A 17,340-nucleotide genomic window follows, 5' to 3' on the forward strand; every position below is an offset into this window, starting at 1 on the left:
TTCGGCCCTGTGGTCGAACGGCGAGCGCGCCGATAGGAAGAGCCGTCGATGTTCGACATCGCCTGGAGCGAAATGGTGCTGATCGGGGCGGTCGCGCTCGTCGTGATCGGTCCAAAGGATCTGCCGAAAGTCCTGCGCACGGTCGGCCAGACGATCGGCAAGGTCCGGCGCATGGCGGCCGAATTCCAGGGCCAGTTCAACGAGGCCATGCGCGAGGCCGAGCTCGCCGACCTGAAGAAGCAGGTCGAGGATGTCGGCGGCAGCGTGTCGAGCTCGCTCAACACCCATACGGACTACAAGCCGATTGAGGAGCCGAAGGATTTTTCGGCTTCCGGAACGGCCGGCGATGTGGCCAAGCCCGATACGGCCGCGCTGAAGGAGGCGGAAGCCAAGCTCGCGGCGATGCCGGCTCCCGAGCTGCCGCCGGTGGAGATTGCCGCCGAGACGCCGGCCGCCAAGCCGAAGCGAGTTCGCAAGGCCAAACCGGAAGAAAAGACCGAAGAGGTTGCGCCTGTCGCTGCCGCTCCGGCAGCGGAAGCCGTCGAGCCCGTCGCGAAGACGAATGGCGCTGAGCCCAAGCCGGCCCGCGCGCGGCGCGTCAAGCAGACCGCGGCCGTGGCGCCGAAGGAGCCGGACGCGCCCTTGCCGGAAAAGACCGCGTCGGAGCCGGCCAAGCCTGCCCGCAAGCGTAAGACGAAGACGGCGAAGGGCGAGGAGACTTCCGCATGAGCGTCGCCAATCCTCGCGAGGGCGAAGACGAGATCGAGGCCTCGCGCGCGCCGCTTCTCGACCATCTGATCGAATTGCGCTCGCGGCTGATCAAGTCGCTGATCGCCTTCCTGATCATGTTCTTCATCTGCTTCGGCTTCTCGACGCAGATCTACAACATCCTGGTGAAGCCCTATGTCTGGGCGGCGGGGAGTGCGGCCAACGCGCAGCTCATCTATACCGGCCCGCTCGAATTGCTCTTCACCCATATCAAGGTGGCGGCCTTCGGCGCCGGCTTCTTCGCCTTCCCGGTGATCGCGACGCAGATCTACAAATTCGTCGCGCCCGGCCTCTACAAGAATGAGAAGGCCGCCTTCGCGCCCTATCTCGTGGCGACGCCGGTGTTCTTCACGCTCGGCGCGCTGCTGGTCTTCTTCTTCGCCATGCCGGTGCTGATGAAGTTCTCGCTCGGCATGCAGCAGGCGGCGACCGAGACGCAGGCCGGCATCGCGCTCCTGCCGAAGGTGAGCGAATATCTCTCGCTGATCATGACGCTGATCTTCGCCTTCGGCATCGCCTTCCAGCTTCCGGTGATCCTGACGCTGCTCGGCCAGGCGGGGATCATCGATTCGCAGTTCCTGAAGGACAAGCGCCGTTACGCCATCGTCTTCGTGTTCATCGTCGCGGCGGTTCTGACGCCGCCGGACGTGATCTCGCAGCTCATGCTCGCCGTGCCGATGCTGCTGCTCTACGAGCTTTCGATCTTCTCGGTGCGCCGCGTGGAGAAGAAGGGCGAGGCCGCGAAGGCAGCCGAGGACGCGGAGTAGGGTGCTGTCGTCATGCTCGCCCTTGTGGCGAACATCCGCGTCTTGAACGCCGCTGCTTCCGAACGAAGACGTGGATGGTCGGGACAAGCCCGACCATGACGTGATCGGGGCGCCGAATGCCGATGTCGGTGGTTCCCTCCCGCGCGATCCCGGTCTAGAGCATGCTGCGCTGCATTCCGCAGCGATGCATGGCCGGAAGACGATGTACGACATCCGATGGATTCGCGAGAACGCCGCGGCGTTCGACAAGGGCTTGACGCGACGGGGGCTCGAGCCGCTGTCGTCCTCGCTGCTCGAACTCGACGATGTGCGCCGCTCGTCGATCGCCAAAGCGCAGGCCACGCAGGAGCGCCGCAATGCGCTCTCCAAGGAAATCGGCAAGGCGATGGGCGCGAAGGATGTCGCGCTCGCCGACAAGCTGAAGGCCGAGGTCGCCGCGCTTAAAGAAGAGCAGCCGGCGCTGGAGGCGCAGGAGAAGGCCGCCAAGGACGCGCTCGACGAGAAGCTCGCGGCGATTCCGAACGTGCCTTTCGACGACGTGCCCGATGGCGCCGACGAGCACGGCAACGTCGTGTCGCATGTCCATGGCGTGAAGCCGGAGGAGCGCGGGCTGCTCAAGGGCGTGAACGATCCCAAGCAGCATTTCGAGCTGGGCGAGGCGCTCGGCCAGATGGATTTCGAGAAGGCGGCCAAGCTCTCGGGCGCGCGCTTCGTCGTGCTGGAAAAGCAGATCGCGCGGCTGTCGCGGGCGATCGGGCAGTTCATGCTCAACACGCACACGGAGGAGCACGGTTATACGGAGGTCAATCCGCCGCTGCTGGTCCGCGACGATGCGATGTTCGGGACGGCGCAGTTGCCGAAGTTCCGTGAGGATCAGTTCCGCGCTGGCGAGGAGCATTGGCTGATCCCCACCGCCGAGGTGCCGCTGACCAATCTGGCAAGGGAATCAATCCTTTCCGAAGAGGAGCTGCCGCTTCGATTCACCGCGCTGACGCCTTGTTTCCGGTCGGAGGCAGGCTCCGCTGGGCGTGATACGCGCGGCATGCTGCGCCAGCACCAGTTCGAGAAGGTCGAGCTCGTTTCGATCACCACGCCCGAAAAATCGCGCGAGGAGCATGAGCGCATGCTCGCCTGCGCCGAGGCCGTGCTGAAGAAACTCGACCTGCATTATCGCGTGATGACCTTGTGTACCGGCGATATGGGCTTCGCCTCGCAGAAGACCTACGACATCGAGGTCTGGCTGCCCGGGCAGAAGACCTATCGCGAGATCTCGTCCTGCTCGGTCTGCGGCGATTTCCAGGCGCGGCGCATGAATGCGCGCTACAAGACCAAGGACGGCAAGGGCCCGTTCTTCGTGCACACCCTCAACGGCTCGGGCACGGCGGTCGGCCGCGCGCTGATCGCGGTGATGGAGAACTACCAGAATTCCGACGGCTCGATCACCGTGCCGGACGTGCTGGTGCCCTATATGCGCGGCGTGACGCGGATCGAGAAGGCAGCCTGAGATGCGAATCCTCGTCACCAACGATGACGGCATCCATGCCGAGGGGCTGGAAGTGCTGGAGCGTATCGCGCATCAGCTCTCCGACGATGTCTGGGTCGTGGCGCCGGAGAGCGACCAGTCCGGCGTCGCCCATTCACTGTCGCTGTCGAATCCGCTGAGGCTGCGTCAGATCAGCGAGAAGCGCTTCGCCGTGGCGGGCACGCCGACCGACTGCGTCATCATGGCGGTGCGCTCGGTCATGGCCGAGGTGCGGCCCGACCTCGTGCTCTCGGGCGTCAATCGCGGCTCGAACGTCGCCGAGGACGTGACCTATTCCGGCACTATCGCCGCGGCGATGGAGGGCACGCTGCTCGGCATCCCCTCGATCGCGATCAGCCAGGCCTATACGCCGGGCGACCGCAACAATATCCGCTGGGACTGCGCCGAGCATCATGCGCCGGGCATCATCCGCCGCTTGCTGGAGGAGGGGATTCCCGAGGGCGTGCTGTTCAACCTCAACTTCCCCAATGCGGGGCCCGGCGATGTGCAGGGCGTCTCCGTCACGGTGCAGGGCCGGCGCGACCAGGAACTGGTCAAGCTCGAGCCCCGCAAGGACGGGCGCGGCAATCCCTATTACTGGATCGCCTTCCAGCGCAGCCGCAAGGAGCCGGCCAACGGCACGGATCTGCGCGCCATGGCCGAGAACCGCATCTCGGTGACGCCGCTGGAACTCGACCTGACCCATGAGCCGACGCTGACGCGCTTCGCGCAGGTCTTCGCCTGAGGCGATTGGGGAAGGCTGAGGGGAGGGGCGGAGATGGGGGAGGAGGTGCCGGCCAGCGAGGGCGAGCGCACCGTCGCCTTTCTCCTGTCGCTCAGGGCGCGGGGTGTGCGCGATCTTGCGCTGCTGCGGGCGATGGAGCGCGTGCCGCGCGACCGCTTCGCGCCGGCCCGCTTCGCCGATCTCGCGCGGCAGGACGTCTCGGTGCCGCTGCCCTGCGGCCAGACGATGACGGCGCCGCATACGGTCGCGAATCTGATCGGCGCGCTCGACCTGCAGGCAGGCGCGCGCGTGCTCGAGGTCGGAACCGGCTCGGGCTATGTCACGGCGCTTCTCGCCGCTCTTGGCGGCGAGGTCGTCTCGCTTGAGCGCTATCGCTCCCTGGCGCTGGCTGCGCATGAGCGCGTCTCCGGCAGCGGCTTCGGCAAGGTGGTGGATCTGCGCCACGCCGATGGCTTCCAGCCCGATCGCACGCTGGGCCAGTTCGACCGCATCCTCGTCAACGGCGTGACGCATTCCGTTCCGGAGGCCCTGCTGATGCGGCTCTCGCCCGGCGGTCGGCTGGTCGGGGCGCTGCGCGTCGAAGGCGTGGCGCGGCGCGTGGTGGTGACCCGCCTCAGTGACGGCCAGTTCGATTACGCGACGGGGCCGATCCTGCGGCTGCCGCCGCTGATTCCGGGCCGCTCGCAGGCCCTTTGACGGCTTTCCCGCCGGACCGCGGCCACGCCGGCAAAAAATCGAAAAAGGTGAATCGGGACTCGCGAGAGAAACGCTTTCGTAACCTGAACGGGACTTTAATGGCCTTCATCGAGTTGCGTCGTTCGCGAGTACTCTGTCCATGCGTAGCCAAGCCGGAACGGTCAAATCCCGTCTCCTTTGCCGTCTTTCGACGGTCTGTCTGCTTGCCCTCGGTGTCAGCGCCTGCTCGTCGGATACGATGCGCTTCACCGAGACTCCCTTCGACAATCCGTTCAGGACGGCGCAAGCCGCGCCGGTGCGCGACCCGGTGACCACCGGTTCGATCGGCTCCAGCTCCGGCTCTTTGCAGCCGGTGCCGTCTTCTCCGGTCGTGCGCTCGCAGTCGCTGCCGCCGCCGCAGGCCTCCGCCGCAATGCGGCCGGCGCCGGTCGCTCCGGTCGCGGCCGCTCCGTCGGCGCAGCCTGTCGGGGGCAGCGCCGCTGGCTGGACCGCGCAGGGCGGCACGCCGATCGTGCTCGCCCAGGGCGAAACGCTGGACATGATCTCTTCCCGCTACGGCGTGCCGCGCGCGGCGCTGATCTCGGCGAACGGGCTGAGCAATGCCAATGTGGCGCCGGGCACCCGCCTGACGATCCCGATCTACAATGCCAGTGGAGCGGCTACGGCCGCGGCCGAGCCGGTCCGGCGTGCGGCTTCCCCCACGCCCGAGTCGCGCGGCTTCGTTCAGGGAGCGGCGCCGGTGCGCCAGGCTGCGACGGAGGTCCGCTCGCAGGCTCGTAGCGCCGCCGAGGTCAAGCCGGTCGCCGAAGCCAGGACTGCGGCTGCTTCCAAGGCGGAGGCCGATGCGCAGGCGATGAAGGAATCGCGTGCCCGCTTCGCCGCTGAAGCCAAGGCCAAAGCGGAGGCCCGCAAGGCCACCGTCGCCGAGGCCAAGCCTGCGGCTGCCCCGGCGCAGCTCCGCCAGCCCAAGGTTGCGACCACGGCGGTCGAGCCGGCGAAGCCCGTCGCCGTCGCCAGCGCTCCGGCGACCGAGAAGCTTGCACCGGCCGCGAAGGCCGAGCCCGCTCCCGAGCCCAAGACGACCGCCAGCCTGCCGAAGCAGGAAGCGGCGACGTCGAGCGCTGACAAGGCCGATTTCCGTTGGCCGGCCCGGGGCCGCGTCATCTCGGGCTTCAGCGGCAAGGGTGGCAATGAGGGCATCAACATCGCGGTGCCGGACGGCACCCCGGTCAAGGCCGCCGAGGAGGGCACCGTCGCTTATGCCGGCAGCGAGCTGAAGGGTTATGGCAACCTGGTCCTGATCCGTCACCCCAACGGCTATGTCTCGGCCTATGCCCATAACGGCGAGCTCAAGGTGAAGCGCGGCGATACGGTCAAGCGTGGCCAGGTCGTCGCCAGCTCCGGCCAGACCGGCAACGTCTCGTCGCCGCAGCTGCACTTCGAGCTGCGCAAGGGTTCGACCCCGGTCGATCCGACGCCTTATCTGAACAACTGATCGAAGCTGCCCAAATCCGGCTTCAGCCTTCGATCGGTACCCGCGAGACCCCGCCGATCGAATACGGAACGGGGCGCCTCCAGAAGAGGCGCCCCGTTTTGTTTGCTTTTTCGGATACCGTCATGCTCGCTCCTGTGGTGAGCATCCAGATCCTGAGCAGTGCGCTGCGTCGATGAAGGCGTGGATGGTCGAGACAAGCCCGACCATGACCTTCGCGCTTCACCCCTCCAGCTTCTTTCCGAGCCGGCCGGCAAGGTCCTGGATGTATTGCCAGGCGGTGCGGCCGGAGCGGGAGCCCCGCGTCGTCGCCCATTCGAGCGCGTCGCGGCGCAACTCCTCCGGGGCGACGGTGAGCCCGAAATGGGCGACATAGCCGTCGATCATCGCGAGATACTCGTCCTGACTGCATTTGTGGAAGCCGAGCCAGAGGCCGAAGCGGTCGGAGAGCGAGACCTTCTCCTCAATCGCCTCGCCGGGATTAATCGAGGTCGCGCGCTCATTGTCCATCATGTCGCGCGGCAGCAGGTGGCGGCGATTCGAGGTCGCGTAGAACACGACGTTCTCGGGCCGACCCTCGACGCCGCCATCGAGCGCAGCCTTGAGCGATTTGTAGGAGGTGTCGTCGCCGTCGAAGGACAGATCGTCGCAGAAGACGATGGCGCGGTGCGGATCGCTGCGGAGCTGGCTCATCAAAGCGGGCAGGCTCTCGATATCCTCGCGGTGGATCTCGATCAGCTTCAGCGGCAGTTCGCCCTTGGCGAGATGCTGGTTGGTGTCGGCATGGACTGCCTTGACCAGGGAGGACTTGCCCATGCCGCGCGCGCCCCAGAGCAGGACGTTGTTGGCGGGCAGGCCGCGGGCGAAGCGCTCGGTGTTCTCGGCCAGCGTGTCGCGGACGCGATCGACGCCGCGCAGCAGGGACAGGGCGACGCGGTTGACCTTCGGCACCGGCATGAGCTCCGAGCCCGCCGCGTGCCAGACGAAGGCGTCCGCCGCCGCAAGGTCGATCGGCTTGCGCGGGAGGGGGGCGATGCGCTCCAGCGCGGAAGCGATCCGCAGCAGGGTCGCGAGCGTCTCGGTGGCGGTCTGGTCGATGGTTTTCTCGGTGGTCTTGTCGGTCATCTGGCATGCGCCTTCATGGTTTGGCTGACAACCGTACCGTACCGTCCGGTACGGTTGCCCGCCTAGCTAAACCGCGTTGTGCGATCTTGCGCAAGGGCATTGCGCGAATGGCGGCAAGCCCATAGGTGAGGAGCGCGCTCGCGCGAGTGGGCGTGTCCGATTGATTTCACGGCATTGCTGGCTATAGTCCGCGCGATTTTCCGGCCGGGCGATGCTTTTGTCGTGTCTTTTCGCGGCGTGTCTTGCGGCTTGGCGGCTCGTTGCCGTCGCACCAGAGGAGTGTTTTTGTGATCACCCCCGCTTTTGCCCAGTCGCTTGGAGCCGGCGGCGGCTCCGACATGCTGATTCAGCTGGTGCCGTTCCTTCTGATCTTCGTCATCATGTGGTTCCTGATCATCCGGCCGCAGCAGCGCCGGGCCAAGGCGCATCAGGAGATGATCAAGAACGTGCGTCGCGGCGATACGATCGTCACCTCCGGCGGGCTCGTCGCGAAGGTGTCGAAGGTCGTCGACGACGGCGAGGTCGAGGCCGAGATCGCCGAAGGCGTGCGGGTGCGCATCGTGCGCGGCATGATCCAGGACGTCCGCTCGAAGAGCGAGCCGGTCAAGAACTGAGGCGACGTCGCCCAAGACGACGACTGGCCTCCTCGTGAGGCCAGCCCCCACAACAAGGCTGTTCACGCAGATGCTTCGTCTCCAGGCCCGCAAGGTCATTCTCGTCCTGCTCGTGCTGTTCTTCGGCTGCGGGCTCGCCGTGCCGAACCTGTTCTCGCCGGAGACGCGCAAGTCGATCGAGGAGAATGCGCCCTCCTGGATTCCGCGCTTCCTGCTGCCGACCCATGCGGTGGTGCTCGGCCTCGACCTGCAGGGCGGCTCGCACGTCCTGCTCGAGATCGACCGCGCCGATCTGATCCGCAGCCAGGTGACGCAGTTGCGCGACGATACGCGCCGCATCCTGCGCGAGGAGCGCATCAGCCTCCAGGGCGGCATCCAGACGACGACGCGCGGCGTGCAGATGCGCATCCCCGACGCTGCCGAACGCGCGCGTGTGCTGCCCAAACTGCAAGAGCTTTCGCAGCCGATCGGCACGCTCGGCGCCTTCGGCCCGTCCGGCAACCAGTCGATCGCGATCACCGAACAGCCCGACGGACTGATCCAGCTCACCGTGACGGAAGCCGGCTCGAACGAGCGCATCCGCCGCGCCGTCGAGCAGGCGATGGAAGTGCTACGCCGGCGCGTCGACGCGCTCGGCACGACCGAGCCGAACATCCAGCGCCAGGGCCTCGACCGCATCCTCGTCCAGGTGCCCGGCCTGCAGGATTCGCAGCGGCTGAAGGAAATCCTCGGCGACACCGCCAAGCTGGAGTTCCGCCTGCTGGGCGATGCCAACAGCACCGATGTCGACATGCTGCCCTCGCAGGATTCGGGCGGCCAGCCCGTGCCGGTGCTGCGCCAGCCCGTCGTCGACGGCGCCGATCTCGTCGATGCGCAGCCCTCCTTCGATTCGCGCACCGGCCAGCCGATCGTGAATTTCCGCTTCAACATCCGCGGCGCGCAGCGCTTCGGCCAGATCACCACCGAAAATCTCGGCCGCCCGCTCGCCATCGTGCTCGACAACAAGGTGATCTCGTCGCCGGTCATCCAGTCGCCGATCACCGGCGGCTCGGGCCAGATCTCCGGCAACTTCACCGTCCAGCAGGTCAACAACCTGGCGATCCTGCTGCGTGCCGGCGCGCTGCCCGCCAAGATGACCATCGTCGAGGAGCGCACGGTCGGTCCGGGCCTCGGCGCCGACTCGATCCATGCCGGCAAGCTCGCGACGCTGATCGCCGGCGTTCTCGTCGTGCTCTACATGCTCGGGACCTACGGCATCTTCGGGCTGATCGCGAGCATCGCGCTCTTCGTCCATGTCTGCCTGATCTTCGGCCTGATGTCGCTGATCGGGGCGACGATGACGCTGCCGGGCATCGCCGGCATCGTGCTCACCATCGGCACGGCGGTCGACTCCAACGTGCTGATCTATGAACGCATGCGGGAGGAGGAGCATCAGGGCCGCAGCCTCGTCTCGGCGCTCGAGGCCGGCTTCCAGCGCGCCTTCGCGACGATCATCGACTCGAACGTCACCATGCTGATCGCGGCCGTGGCGCTGTTCTCGCTCGGCTCCGGCCCGGTGCGCGGCTTCGCCGTGGTGTTCATCCTCGGCATCCTCACCACCGTCATCACGGCGGTGACGCTGACCCGGATGCTGATCGCCGTCTGGTATCGCTGGGCCAAGCCCAAGCACCTCCCGTTCTGACGCAGCCCAAGCTCCAGGAGATTGGCCATGCGCCTGCTTCGTATCGTTCCCGACAATACCCGCTTCAAATTCGTCTGGTTCCGCCGGTTCAGCTATCCGATCTCGGCCGCCTATTCGATTCTGGTGCTGGCGCTCTTCCTGACGGTCGGCCTGAATTTCGGCATCGACTTCAAGGGCGGCACCCTGATCGAGATGCAGGCCAAGAGCGGCAAGATCGAGATCGCGCAAGTGCGCCAGACCGCCAATGCCCTCGGCTTCGGCGAGGCGGAGGTGCAGGAGTTCGGCGACGGCACGGAATTGTCGATGCGCTTTCCGCTCCAGGCGGGCGGCGAGGCGGCGCAGCAGGGCGTGGTGACGAAGGCGCGCGACGCTTTCGCCTCGACCTATGAGTTCCGCCGCGTCGAGACGGTCGGGCCGCGGGTCTCGGGCGAGCTGGTTCAGGCCGGCGCGCTCGGCGTCGTGCTGGCGATCATGGGCGTGCTGATCTATCTCTGGTTCCGCTTCGAGATGCCGCTCGCCATCGGCGCGATCCTCGGCACGCTGCACGACATCGTGCTGACGATGGGCTTCTTCCTGATCACGCAGCTCGAATTCAACCTGACCTCGATCGCGGCGATCCTGACCATCGTCGGCTATTCGCTGAACGAGACGGTCGTGGTGTTCGACCGGACGCGCGAATTGCTGCGCCGCTACAAGACGATGCCGATCCCGGAGCTGCTCGACCTTTCGGTCAACTCGACCCTGTCGCGCACTGCGATGACGGCGACCACGACCTTCCTGTCGCTGCTCGCGCTCGTCATCTTCGGCGGCTCGGCGATCGAGGGCTTCGCGCTCGTCATGCTGTTCGGCGTCGTGGTCTGCACCTATTCGGCGATGTTCGTCTCGACGCCGGTGCTGCTCTACATGGACGTTCGCGGCCAGGGCCAGCGCGAGGAGGCCCGCGAGAAGACGCTCGCCGGCGCCAAGCCCAAGGCCGGCTGAGGCCGGCGGCCATGGCACGCTTCGAGGGCTTCGTGCCGGGGCGCTGGGCGCTCGATGCGATCGGAGCCGGTGGCTTCCGTTTCGCCGAGATGAGCCACAAGGGCTCGATCATCGCGACGCCGGCCGGGATACGGCTCTGGCCGGTGACGCAATTCTCCGAGGTCACGCTCGACAGCCTCCAGCCGATACTCGATGAGGCCGGGGCGATCGACTTCCTGATCATCGGCACCGGGCCGGACATCGCCTTCATTCCGCCGGCCTTGCGCGAGCCGCTGAAGCAGGCCGGCATCACCGTGGAAGGCATGGCGACCGGCGCCGCCGCGCGGACCTATAATGTCCTCGTCGCCGAGGATCGCCGCGTCGCTGCGGCGCTGATCGCGATCCCCTGAGATCGCGGCACAGGCCGCATCCGGCTGCGGCGTTTTGGCAGCCATGAATCGTGGGCGTAGCCCCCGCGGGGGCATTGGCCTAGACTGAGGACGAAAGCGAGGCCGGGCATGGCGGGCCGAGACGGTACGACACCGCAGGTTCAGACAGATCAGCGCGACGATAGGGTGCCTGCGCGCCTGCCGGAGGCCTATGCGCATTGCGCGGCGCTGGTTCGGGAGCAGGATCAGGATCGCTATATCGCGACGCTCTACGCGCCTGAGGCGCGCCGCCACGGGCTCTTCGCGCTCTATGCCTTCAGCCAGGAGATCGCGCGGGTGAGGGCGCTCGTCAGCGAGCCGCTGCCGGGCGAGGTCAGGATGCAATGGTGGCGCGACCTGCTCGAAGGCCAGCCGAATGGCGAGGTGCAGGGCCACCCCGTCGCTGCGGCGCTGCTCGACACGGTGAAGCGCTATCGCCTGCCGATCGCGCCGCTGACCGGGCTGATCGATGCCCGCACCTTCGATCTCTATGACGACCCCATGCCGTCGCTGCGGGATCTGGATGGCTATGCGGGAGAGACTTCCAGCGCCCTGATCCGGCTCGCCTGCATCGTGCTGGCCGGCGGGCGCGACCCCGGCGGGGCGGTGGCTTGCGGCCATGCCGGCGTCGCCTATGCGCTGGCCGGGCTGATGCGCGCCTTCCCCTGGCATGCGGCGGAGGGGCAGGTCTATCTGCCGGCCGACATCCTGGCCCGCAACGGCGTGACGCGGGACGACATCGTGCGCGGGCGCGGCGGGCCCGGTGTGCTTTATACGCTCAAGGAATTGCGCGAGATCGCGCGCAACCATCTCAAGCAGCTCGCGAGCCTGAGCGACACGATTCCGCCGGCGGTGCAGGCAGCCTTCCTGCCGGTCGCGCTGGTCGAGCCCTATCTGCGTAAGATGGAAGGCAAGGGCTACGATCCCTATCGTACCATCATCACCTTGCCGGCCTGGCGCCGGCAGTGGATCCTGTGGCGGGCGGCGCGGAAAAGCTGAGAGGCTCCGTCATGCTCGGGCTCGGACCGAGCATCTCCTCCAAAAGAGCCCCCGGGGCTGCACTTCGCTTCCGACCGGGGATGACGGTCAGCGCTTCACTCGGCCGCTTCCGCCTGCTCACTCCCGGCCCATTCCTCCATCACCTGCTTGGCGCGCGCCGTCAGCGCCTGCTTGCGGGCGAGGCTCTTGGCCGGGCCCTTGAGGCGCTTGCCGTCGGGGCCCGTCTTGGCGACGCCCTCGATCGGCGGGAACAGGCCGAAATTGATGTTCATCGGCTGGAAGGAACGCGGGCCCTCGTCGATGGTGGTGATGTGGCCGCCAGTGATGTGGTTGACCAGCGCGCCCAGCGCCGTCGTCGCGGGCGGCAGCGGCAGGTCGCGGCCGAGCCGCTCGGCCGCCGCCATGCGTCCGGCGAGGAGGCCGATCGCGGCGCTCTCGACATAGCCCTCGCAACCGGTGATCTGGCCGGCGAAGCGCAGCCGCGGATCGGCTTTCAGCCGCAGCCGCTCGTCGAGCAGCTTCGGCGAGTTGAGATAGGTGTTGCGGTGGATGCCGCCGAGCCGCGCGAACTCGGCATTCTGCAAGCCGGGGATCATCCGGAAGATCGCGGCCTGCTCGCCATATTTCAGCTTGGTCTGGAAGCCGGTCATGTTGAACAGCGTGCCGAGCGCGTTGTCCTGGCGAAGCTGCACCACCGCATAGGCCTTCACGGACGGGTTGTGCTTGTTGGTGAGGCCGACCGGCTTCATCGGGCCCCAGCGCAGGGTCTCGCGGCCGCGCTCGGCCATGACCTCGATCGGCAGGCAGCCGTCGAAATAGGGCGTGCCTTCCCACTCCTTGAACTCGGTCTTCTCGGCGGCAAGGAGCGCGTCGATGAAGGCCTCGTACTGGTCCTTGTCGAGCGGGCAGTTGATGTAGTCGGCACCGGTGCCGCCCGGACCGGCCTTGTCATAGCGCGACTGGAACCAGGCCCGATCCATGTCGACCGAATCGAAATGGACGATCGGCGCGATGGCGTCGAAGAAGGCGAGCTCGCTCTCGCCGGTCAGCGACAGGATGCCCTGCGCCAAAGCCGAGGAGGTGAGCGGGCCGGTGGCGATGACGACATTGTCCCATCCGGCAGGCGGGAGGCCGGCGATTTCGCCACGCTCGATGGTGACGAGCGGGTGAGCCTCCAGCGCGGCCGTGACGGCCTGCGAGAAGCCGTCGCGATCCACTGCGAGCGCGCCGCCGGCCGGGACCTGATGCGCATCGCCCTTGGCCATGATCAGCGAGCCGAGCCGGCGCATCTCCCAATGGAGTTGGCCGACGGCATTGCTGGACGCATCGTCGGAACGGAAGGAGTTCGAGCAGACCAGCTCGGCCAGCCCTTCGGTCTTATGAGCGTCGGTGCCGCGCACCGGACGCATCTCGTGGAGGATGACGGGGATGCCGGCCTGAGCGATCTGCCAGGCAGCTTCCGAGCCGGCGAGGCCGCCGCCGATGACGTGTACGGGTTGAACTGACGAGGTTGCCATGGCTCGGATGTGTCCGCAGCCGGCTTTCAGGTCAAGGGATGAATCGGCAGGTCGTTGCGAGGCACGACGCGGCGAAGCCCTAATGGCGGGGGCAGACGGCCCCAAAATGCAAAATGCCCGCCGGGAGGCGGGCATTCGCTCTTCGACCGAAGCTCGAGGGGAGGGGAAACACGAGCCTCAGGAGAAACTACACGGAACGCACCACGCATGACGCGTGGCGGTTCGTATTCGGTAACTTCAGGCCGCGGCGTGCGAGCGGGCGATGAAGTTGATCTCCGAGCGCGACAGGCCGAGATCGTCGAGCTCGCGGTCGGTCAGACGGGAGAGCTCGCGAACGGTCTCGCGGTAGCGGAGGTAGGCGCGGATCTTGGCAGCGATCATGGTGACGAACATGGTGGTTTTCCTTGCGTGTATTCCGGAGCGGGGCGGTGCCCACAGCGACAATCTCGTTGTGCAGTGCATATAAGCCAGGCGGTCTGCCGCTTACAGAGGCTCTGCCTCAATTCCGTTATGCGCCTTGCGCATGAGCCATTAAGATGTCGGTTACTTTTGTGCCGTTGCCCTGCGCTGGAGACGTGCCTCGTTTCAAATGCAACCGATTTTCTGCCTATTATTTTGTCTTTCCTCCATTCGCTATCTAGGTCGAACGAGCGGGTGCCTGCGTTTTGACCATGTTGCATGTGCTCACTGATGCATAGCGGGGACAGCCGAGGCTCTGCGCTGCAAAATGGAACGATCGTCATTGTCCGGTCGCAATCGGCGGTGCCGGCCGGCAACGGAAACCGGGCCGATTCCCGGAAGCGGCGGAGCGAGCCGCGAAGCTGATTCCGAGCCGCCCATCGGCTGCTTTTGCCGGGCAATTTGTGCCGCTTGGGCGAGGGCCGAATGGGCTCTCGCGATCATCTCACTGAAAACGAAGGCATTTCCCCGCCTGGCGGCGCGGCCCGGGGCTTGCTGGGCATATGGATCACATCCGGAGGATGCCATGTCGGTCGCCATCTCCAGCCGGTCTCCCGCACCGGCTTCCACATTCCCGCTCGGGACGCGTTCAACGAGCACCGCCGCGACGGAAGCGGATGGCAAGGCGGGCGACGCTTCGGCCTCCTCCTCGGTCAAGGCCGACTTCCTGAAATTCGCGCGGATGAGCCCGGAGGAGCGGGTTCAGCAGGCGGTCCTGTCGAAGCTCGGCATGACCGAGGAACAGTTCAACAAGCTCGACGCCAAGGCCAAGGGCGATGTCCTCGCCAAGGTCCGCGACGAGATCCTGCGCCAGATGGACACGAAGGGCGGGCGCCGCACCGGCACTGTCGCCGATATCAAGGTCTGAACAATGCGGAACCCGGCGGCACGCGATCGCGCCACCGGGCCGTCTTATAAAAGTGCGCCCAGAGTCACGCAGCCTTACCCGCATTGAAGCGCAGCAGCCGCAGCGCATTCGCCGTGACGAGGACCGTCGCGCCGGTATCGGCCAGGATCGCGACCCAGAGCCCGGTATAGCCGAGCACGCTCGTCACCAGGAACACGGCCTTGAGGCCGAGCGCGATGGCGATGTTCGCGCGGATATTGCCCATCGCCGCGCGGGCCAGCCGGATCATCGCGGCGATGTCGCGCACCCGGCTCTTCAGCACGGCGCCGTCAGCGGTTTCCAGCGCCACGTCGGTTCCCGAGCCCATGGCGATGCCGACGCTCGCCGCGGCCAGCGCCGGAGCGTCGTTGATGCCGTCGCCCACCATCATCACCGGCGTGCCGGCGGCGAGTTCCCGCAGCGCCGCGACCTTGCCGTCCGGCATCAGCTCGGCCTTGTGCTCCATGCCGAGAGCGCCGGCGATGGCGGCCGCGGTGCGGGTGTTGTCGCCGGTCAGCATGGTCGCGCGGACGCCCATCGCTTTGAGTTCGGCGATGGCGGGGGCGGCATCCTCCCGCGGTTCGTCGCGCAGCGCGATCAGCCCGGCCAGCGTGCCGTCGACGATGACGGCGGCGACGGTCTTGCCGGCCGATTCCAGCGACTCGACGGAGGCCTTGGCCCAATCGTCGAATGGGGCGCGGGCCGTGGCATGGCGCGGCGCGCCGACGAACACGGCGCGGCCCTCGACCTTGCCGGTGACGCCCTGGCCGGCCAGCGCCGCCGCTTCCGCAGCCGGTGCGAAGGCGACCGCGTCAGCCCGGGCGCGCTCCAGAACAGCCTCCGCCAGGGGGTGGGCGGAGCCGGCCTCGACGGCGGCCGCGAAGGCCAGAACCTCGCGTTCTTCCCGGTCGAGGGCGACGATGTCGGTGACGCGAGGCTTGCCCTGGGTCAGCGTGCCGGTCTTGTCGAAGGCGACGAGGCCGGTGCGGGCGGCCGTCTCGATGACCACGCCGCCCTTCATCAGCAGGCCCTGGCGGGCGCCGGCCGATAGCGCGGCGGCGATGGCGGCCGGAACCGAGATGACCAACGCGCAGGGGCAGCCGATCAGCAGCAGCGCCAGAGCGCGGTAGATCCAGACCGACCACTCGCCGGCGAAGAGGAGCGGCGGCACCAGCGCGACCAGCAGGGCGAGGCCGACGATCGCCGGCATGTACCAGCGCGAGAAGCGGTCGATGAAGCGTTCGGTCGGCGCGCGGGCCTCCTGCGCCTCCTCGACCAGGCGGATGATGCGGGCGATGGTGTTGTCCTGCGCCGCCTTGTCGACGCGCACGCGCAGCGCCGCCTCGCGGTTGACCGAGCCGGCATAGACCGGCTCGCCGACGCCCTTGGTTTTCGGCACGGACTCGCCCGTCACCGGGCTCTCGTCGATACCAGAAATGCCGTCGGTGATCTCGCCATCGGCCGGGATGCGGTCGCCTGGACGCACCAGCACGATCTGGCCGATCGTCAGGCTGGCAGCGTCGACCTGCCGGGTGGCGCCGTTCTCCTCGACGATGGCGGTCTTCGGAACGAGGTCGCCGAGCGCGCGGATCGAGGCGCGGGCGCGATCGGCCGCCACGCCTTCGAGCACCTCGCCGACGGCGAAGAGGAAGACGACCAGCGCCGCTTCCTCGGCGGCGCCGATGAAGAGCGCGCCGATGGCGGCAATCGTCATCAGCATCTCGATGGTGAAGGGAATGCCGGAGCGCGCCGCCGCGAGGGCACGGCGCGCCACCGGCGCCACGCCGATCGCGCAGGCGACGACGAAAGCCCAATAGGCGATGTCGTGCCGGACCGTGCCGACGATCCAGGCGGCCGCGAGCAGCGCGCCCGTCACCAGCACCAGCCGGCCCTTGCCGGTCTGGTACCAGCTCATGCCGTCCGGCGTGACCTCGTGGACATGGCCTGGCAGGCCGTGGCCCTGGTCGGCCTTCGCGGCGGCTCCGGCCGATTGTCCGTGCCGGCCATGGGCGGCATGGTCATGGCCGGCGTGATTGTGGCCAGCGTGGTCGTGTCCATGATCGTGACCCGAGCAGCCGGCGCCGTCATGGGCATGCGCGCCGTGGTTATGCGATTCATGGTCATGCGATTCCTGGGCGTGACCATGGTGGTCATGGTCGTGACCGCCACAGCAGGGCGCCGCTTCGGCGGCCGGCTTCCGAGCGGGGGCGGCCGCGAGCGCGGAGGTTGTATAGCCGAGCCCGTTGACGCGCTTTTCCACGGCGCCGGCGCTGGTCTGCGCCTCGTCGAGCGCCAGCGTCAGCGTCTCCGACATCACGGAAAGCCTGACGTCGCTGACGCCGGGCATGCGTTCCACCGCGCCGCGGATCTTCGTCGCGCAGCTCGCGCAATCCATGCCGCCGACCTTCCAGGAGAGGGTCTTCGGTTCGGATTCGGTGCGGGTCGCCATGGCCTGTCTCCGTCTGCCTTCGCTACGGGACACAGCTTCTACAAGCTGTAGCCACTTCAGGTTCAAGAGGAAAAATGATCGCCACCGCGAACAGCGCGCCGATGCCGCGATCCTAGGCCGGCGCAACCTTGCATTGCCGCTGGTCTTGCCTCTGCATGCAGTATGCAGCTAGAAATCGATAGCTCCTCAAAAGCGGGCGGACAGCCCGGCTGGGTCATTGCGGCAGGACGCG

16 protein-coding genes are annotated in these 17,340 nt (G+C 67.2%); 12 read left to right on the plus strand and 4 right to left on the minus strand.

The window, feature by feature from the left end:
- Positions 1-48 precede the first annotated feature (48 nt).
- The 6 genes from tatB to IED13_RS12120 all read left to right on the plus strand — a co-directional run bounded on the left by tatB (position 49) and on the right by IED13_RS12120 (position 5,993).
- Positions 49-729, plus strand: a complete 681-nt coding sequence (gene tatB, locus IED13_RS12095) for a Sec-independent protein translocase protein TatB (protein WP_191124307.1) — start codon at positions 49-51, stop codon at positions 727-729.
- On the plus strand, positions 726-1,535 hold the full coding sequence (tatC, locus tag IED13_RS12100; RefSeq protein ID WP_038365557.1) for a twin-arginine translocase subunit TatC: 810 nt from the start codon (positions 726-728) through the stop codon (positions 1,533-1,535). Before tatB ends, tatC begins: the two co-directional genes overlap by 4 nt.
- A gap of 202 nt (positions 1,536-1,737) precedes the next feature.
- The gene (serS, locus tag IED13_RS12105) at positions 1,738-3,039 is read left to right on the plus strand and encodes a serine--tRNA ligase (RefSeq protein ID WP_191124398.1); all 1,302 of its coding nucleotides are present in this window, start codon (positions 1,738-1,740) and stop codon (positions 3,037-3,039) included.
- 1 nt (position 3,040) lies between these two features.
- A complete protein-coding gene (gene surE / locus IED13_RS12110; RefSeq protein WP_113254066.1) occupies positions 3,041-3,802 on the plus strand; it encodes a 5'/3'-nucleotidase SurE in 762 nt (253 codons plus the stop codon).
- Positions 3,803-3,835: 33 nt separating this feature from the next.
- Positions 3,836-4,498 (plus strand): protein-L-isoaspartate O-methyltransferase family protein, encoded by a 663-nt coding sequence (locus tag IED13_RS12115; RefSeq protein WP_051988287.1) that lies wholly within the window; start codon positions 3,836-3,838, stop codon positions 4,496-4,498.
- Positions 4,499-4,736: 238 nt separating this feature from the next.
- On the plus strand, positions 4,737-5,993 hold the full coding sequence (locus IED13_RS12120) for a LysM peptidoglycan-binding domain-containing M23 family metallopeptidase (protein ID WP_191124308.1): 1,257 nt from the start codon (positions 4,737-4,739) through the stop codon (positions 5,991-5,993).
- A gap of 219 nt (positions 5,994-6,212) precedes the next feature.
- On the opposite strand, the gene IED13_RS12125 is transcribed toward IED13_RS12120, so the two are convergent.
- Positions 6,213-7,115 carry an ATP-binding protein gene (locus tag IED13_RS12125; RefSeq protein WP_191124309.1) on the minus strand — a complete coding sequence of 301 codons (903 nt, stop codon included), beginning with the start codon at positions 7,113-7,115 and terminating at the stop codon, positions 6,213-6,215.
- Between the two features lie 338 nt (positions 7,116-7,453).
- On the opposite strand from IED13_RS12125, the gene yajC reads away from it, so the two are divergent.
- The 5 genes from yajC to IED13_RS12150 all read left to right on the plus strand — a co-directional run bounded on the left by yajC (position 7,454) and on the right by IED13_RS12150 (position 11,797).
- Positions 7,454-7,729: a preprotein translocase subunit YajC gene (yajC, locus tag IED13_RS12130; protein WP_166653019.1), complete on the plus strand. Its 276-nt coding sequence runs from the start codon at positions 7,454-7,456 to the stop codon at positions 7,727-7,729.
- Positions 7,730-7,799: 70 nt separating this feature from the next.
- Positions 7,800-9,410: a protein translocase subunit SecD gene (secD, locus tag IED13_RS12135; protein WP_191124310.1), complete on the plus strand. Its 1,611-nt coding sequence runs from the start codon at positions 7,800-7,802 to the stop codon at positions 9,408-9,410.
- 27 nt (positions 9,411-9,437) lie between these two features.
- Positions 9,438-10,391, plus strand: coding sequence for a protein translocase subunit SecF (gene secF, locus IED13_RS12140; protein WP_038365568.1), 954 nt, complete (start codon positions 9,438-9,440; stop codon positions 10,389-10,391).
- Positions 10,392-10,402: 11 nt separating this feature from the next.
- Positions 10,403-10,780, plus strand: coding sequence for an Mth938-like domain-containing protein (locus IED13_RS12145; RefSeq protein ID WP_038365570.1), 378 nt, complete (start codon positions 10,403-10,405; stop codon positions 10,778-10,780).
- Positions 10,781-10,888: 108 nt separating this feature from the next.
- A complete protein-coding gene (locus tag IED13_RS12150) occupies positions 10,889-11,797 on the plus strand; it encodes a phytoene/squalene synthase family protein (protein WP_038365572.1) in 909 nt (302 codons plus the stop codon).
- Between the two features lie 95 nt (positions 11,798-11,892).
- On the opposite strand, the gene trmFO is transcribed toward IED13_RS12150, so the two are convergent.
- Both trmFO and IED13_RS12160 read right to left on the minus strand, forming a co-directional pair.
- Positions 11,893-13,314, minus strand: coding sequence for a methylenetetrahydrofolate--tRNA-(uracil(54)-C(5))-methyltransferase (FADH(2)-oxidizing) TrmFO (trmFO, locus tag IED13_RS12155; protein WP_210323593.1), 1,422 nt, complete (start codon positions 13,312-13,314; stop codon positions 11,893-11,895).
- A gap of 237 nt (positions 13,315-13,551) precedes the next feature.
- Complete coding sequence (locus IED13_RS12160; RefSeq protein WP_081925531.1) at positions 13,552-13,707, minus strand: DUF1127 domain-containing protein; 156 nt, start codon at positions 13,705-13,707, stop codon at positions 13,552-13,554.
- A 592-nt stretch (positions 13,708-14,299) separates the two neighbouring features.
- On the opposite strand from IED13_RS12160, the gene IED13_RS12165 reads away from it, so the two are divergent.
- Complete coding sequence (locus IED13_RS12165; RefSeq protein WP_191124312.1) at positions 14,300-14,641, plus strand: hypothetical protein; 342 nt, start codon at positions 14,300-14,302, stop codon at positions 14,639-14,641.
- Positions 14,642-14,705: 64 nt separating this feature from the next.
- Here IED13_RS12165 and IED13_RS12170 read toward each other — a convergent pair whose 3' ends face one another.
- Positions 14,706-17,108 carry a heavy metal translocating P-type ATPase gene (locus IED13_RS12170; RefSeq protein WP_191124313.1) on the minus strand — a complete coding sequence of 801 codons (2,403 nt, stop codon included), beginning with the start codon at positions 17,106-17,108 and terminating at the stop codon, positions 14,706-14,708.
- Positions 17,109-17,340 lie beyond the last annotated feature (232 nt).

Source organism: Allobosea spartocytisi (assembly GCF_014764685.1).
Classification (GTDB): domain Bacteria; phylum Pseudomonadota; class Alphaproteobacteria; order Rhizobiales; family Beijerinckiaceae; genus Allobosea; species Allobosea spartocytisi.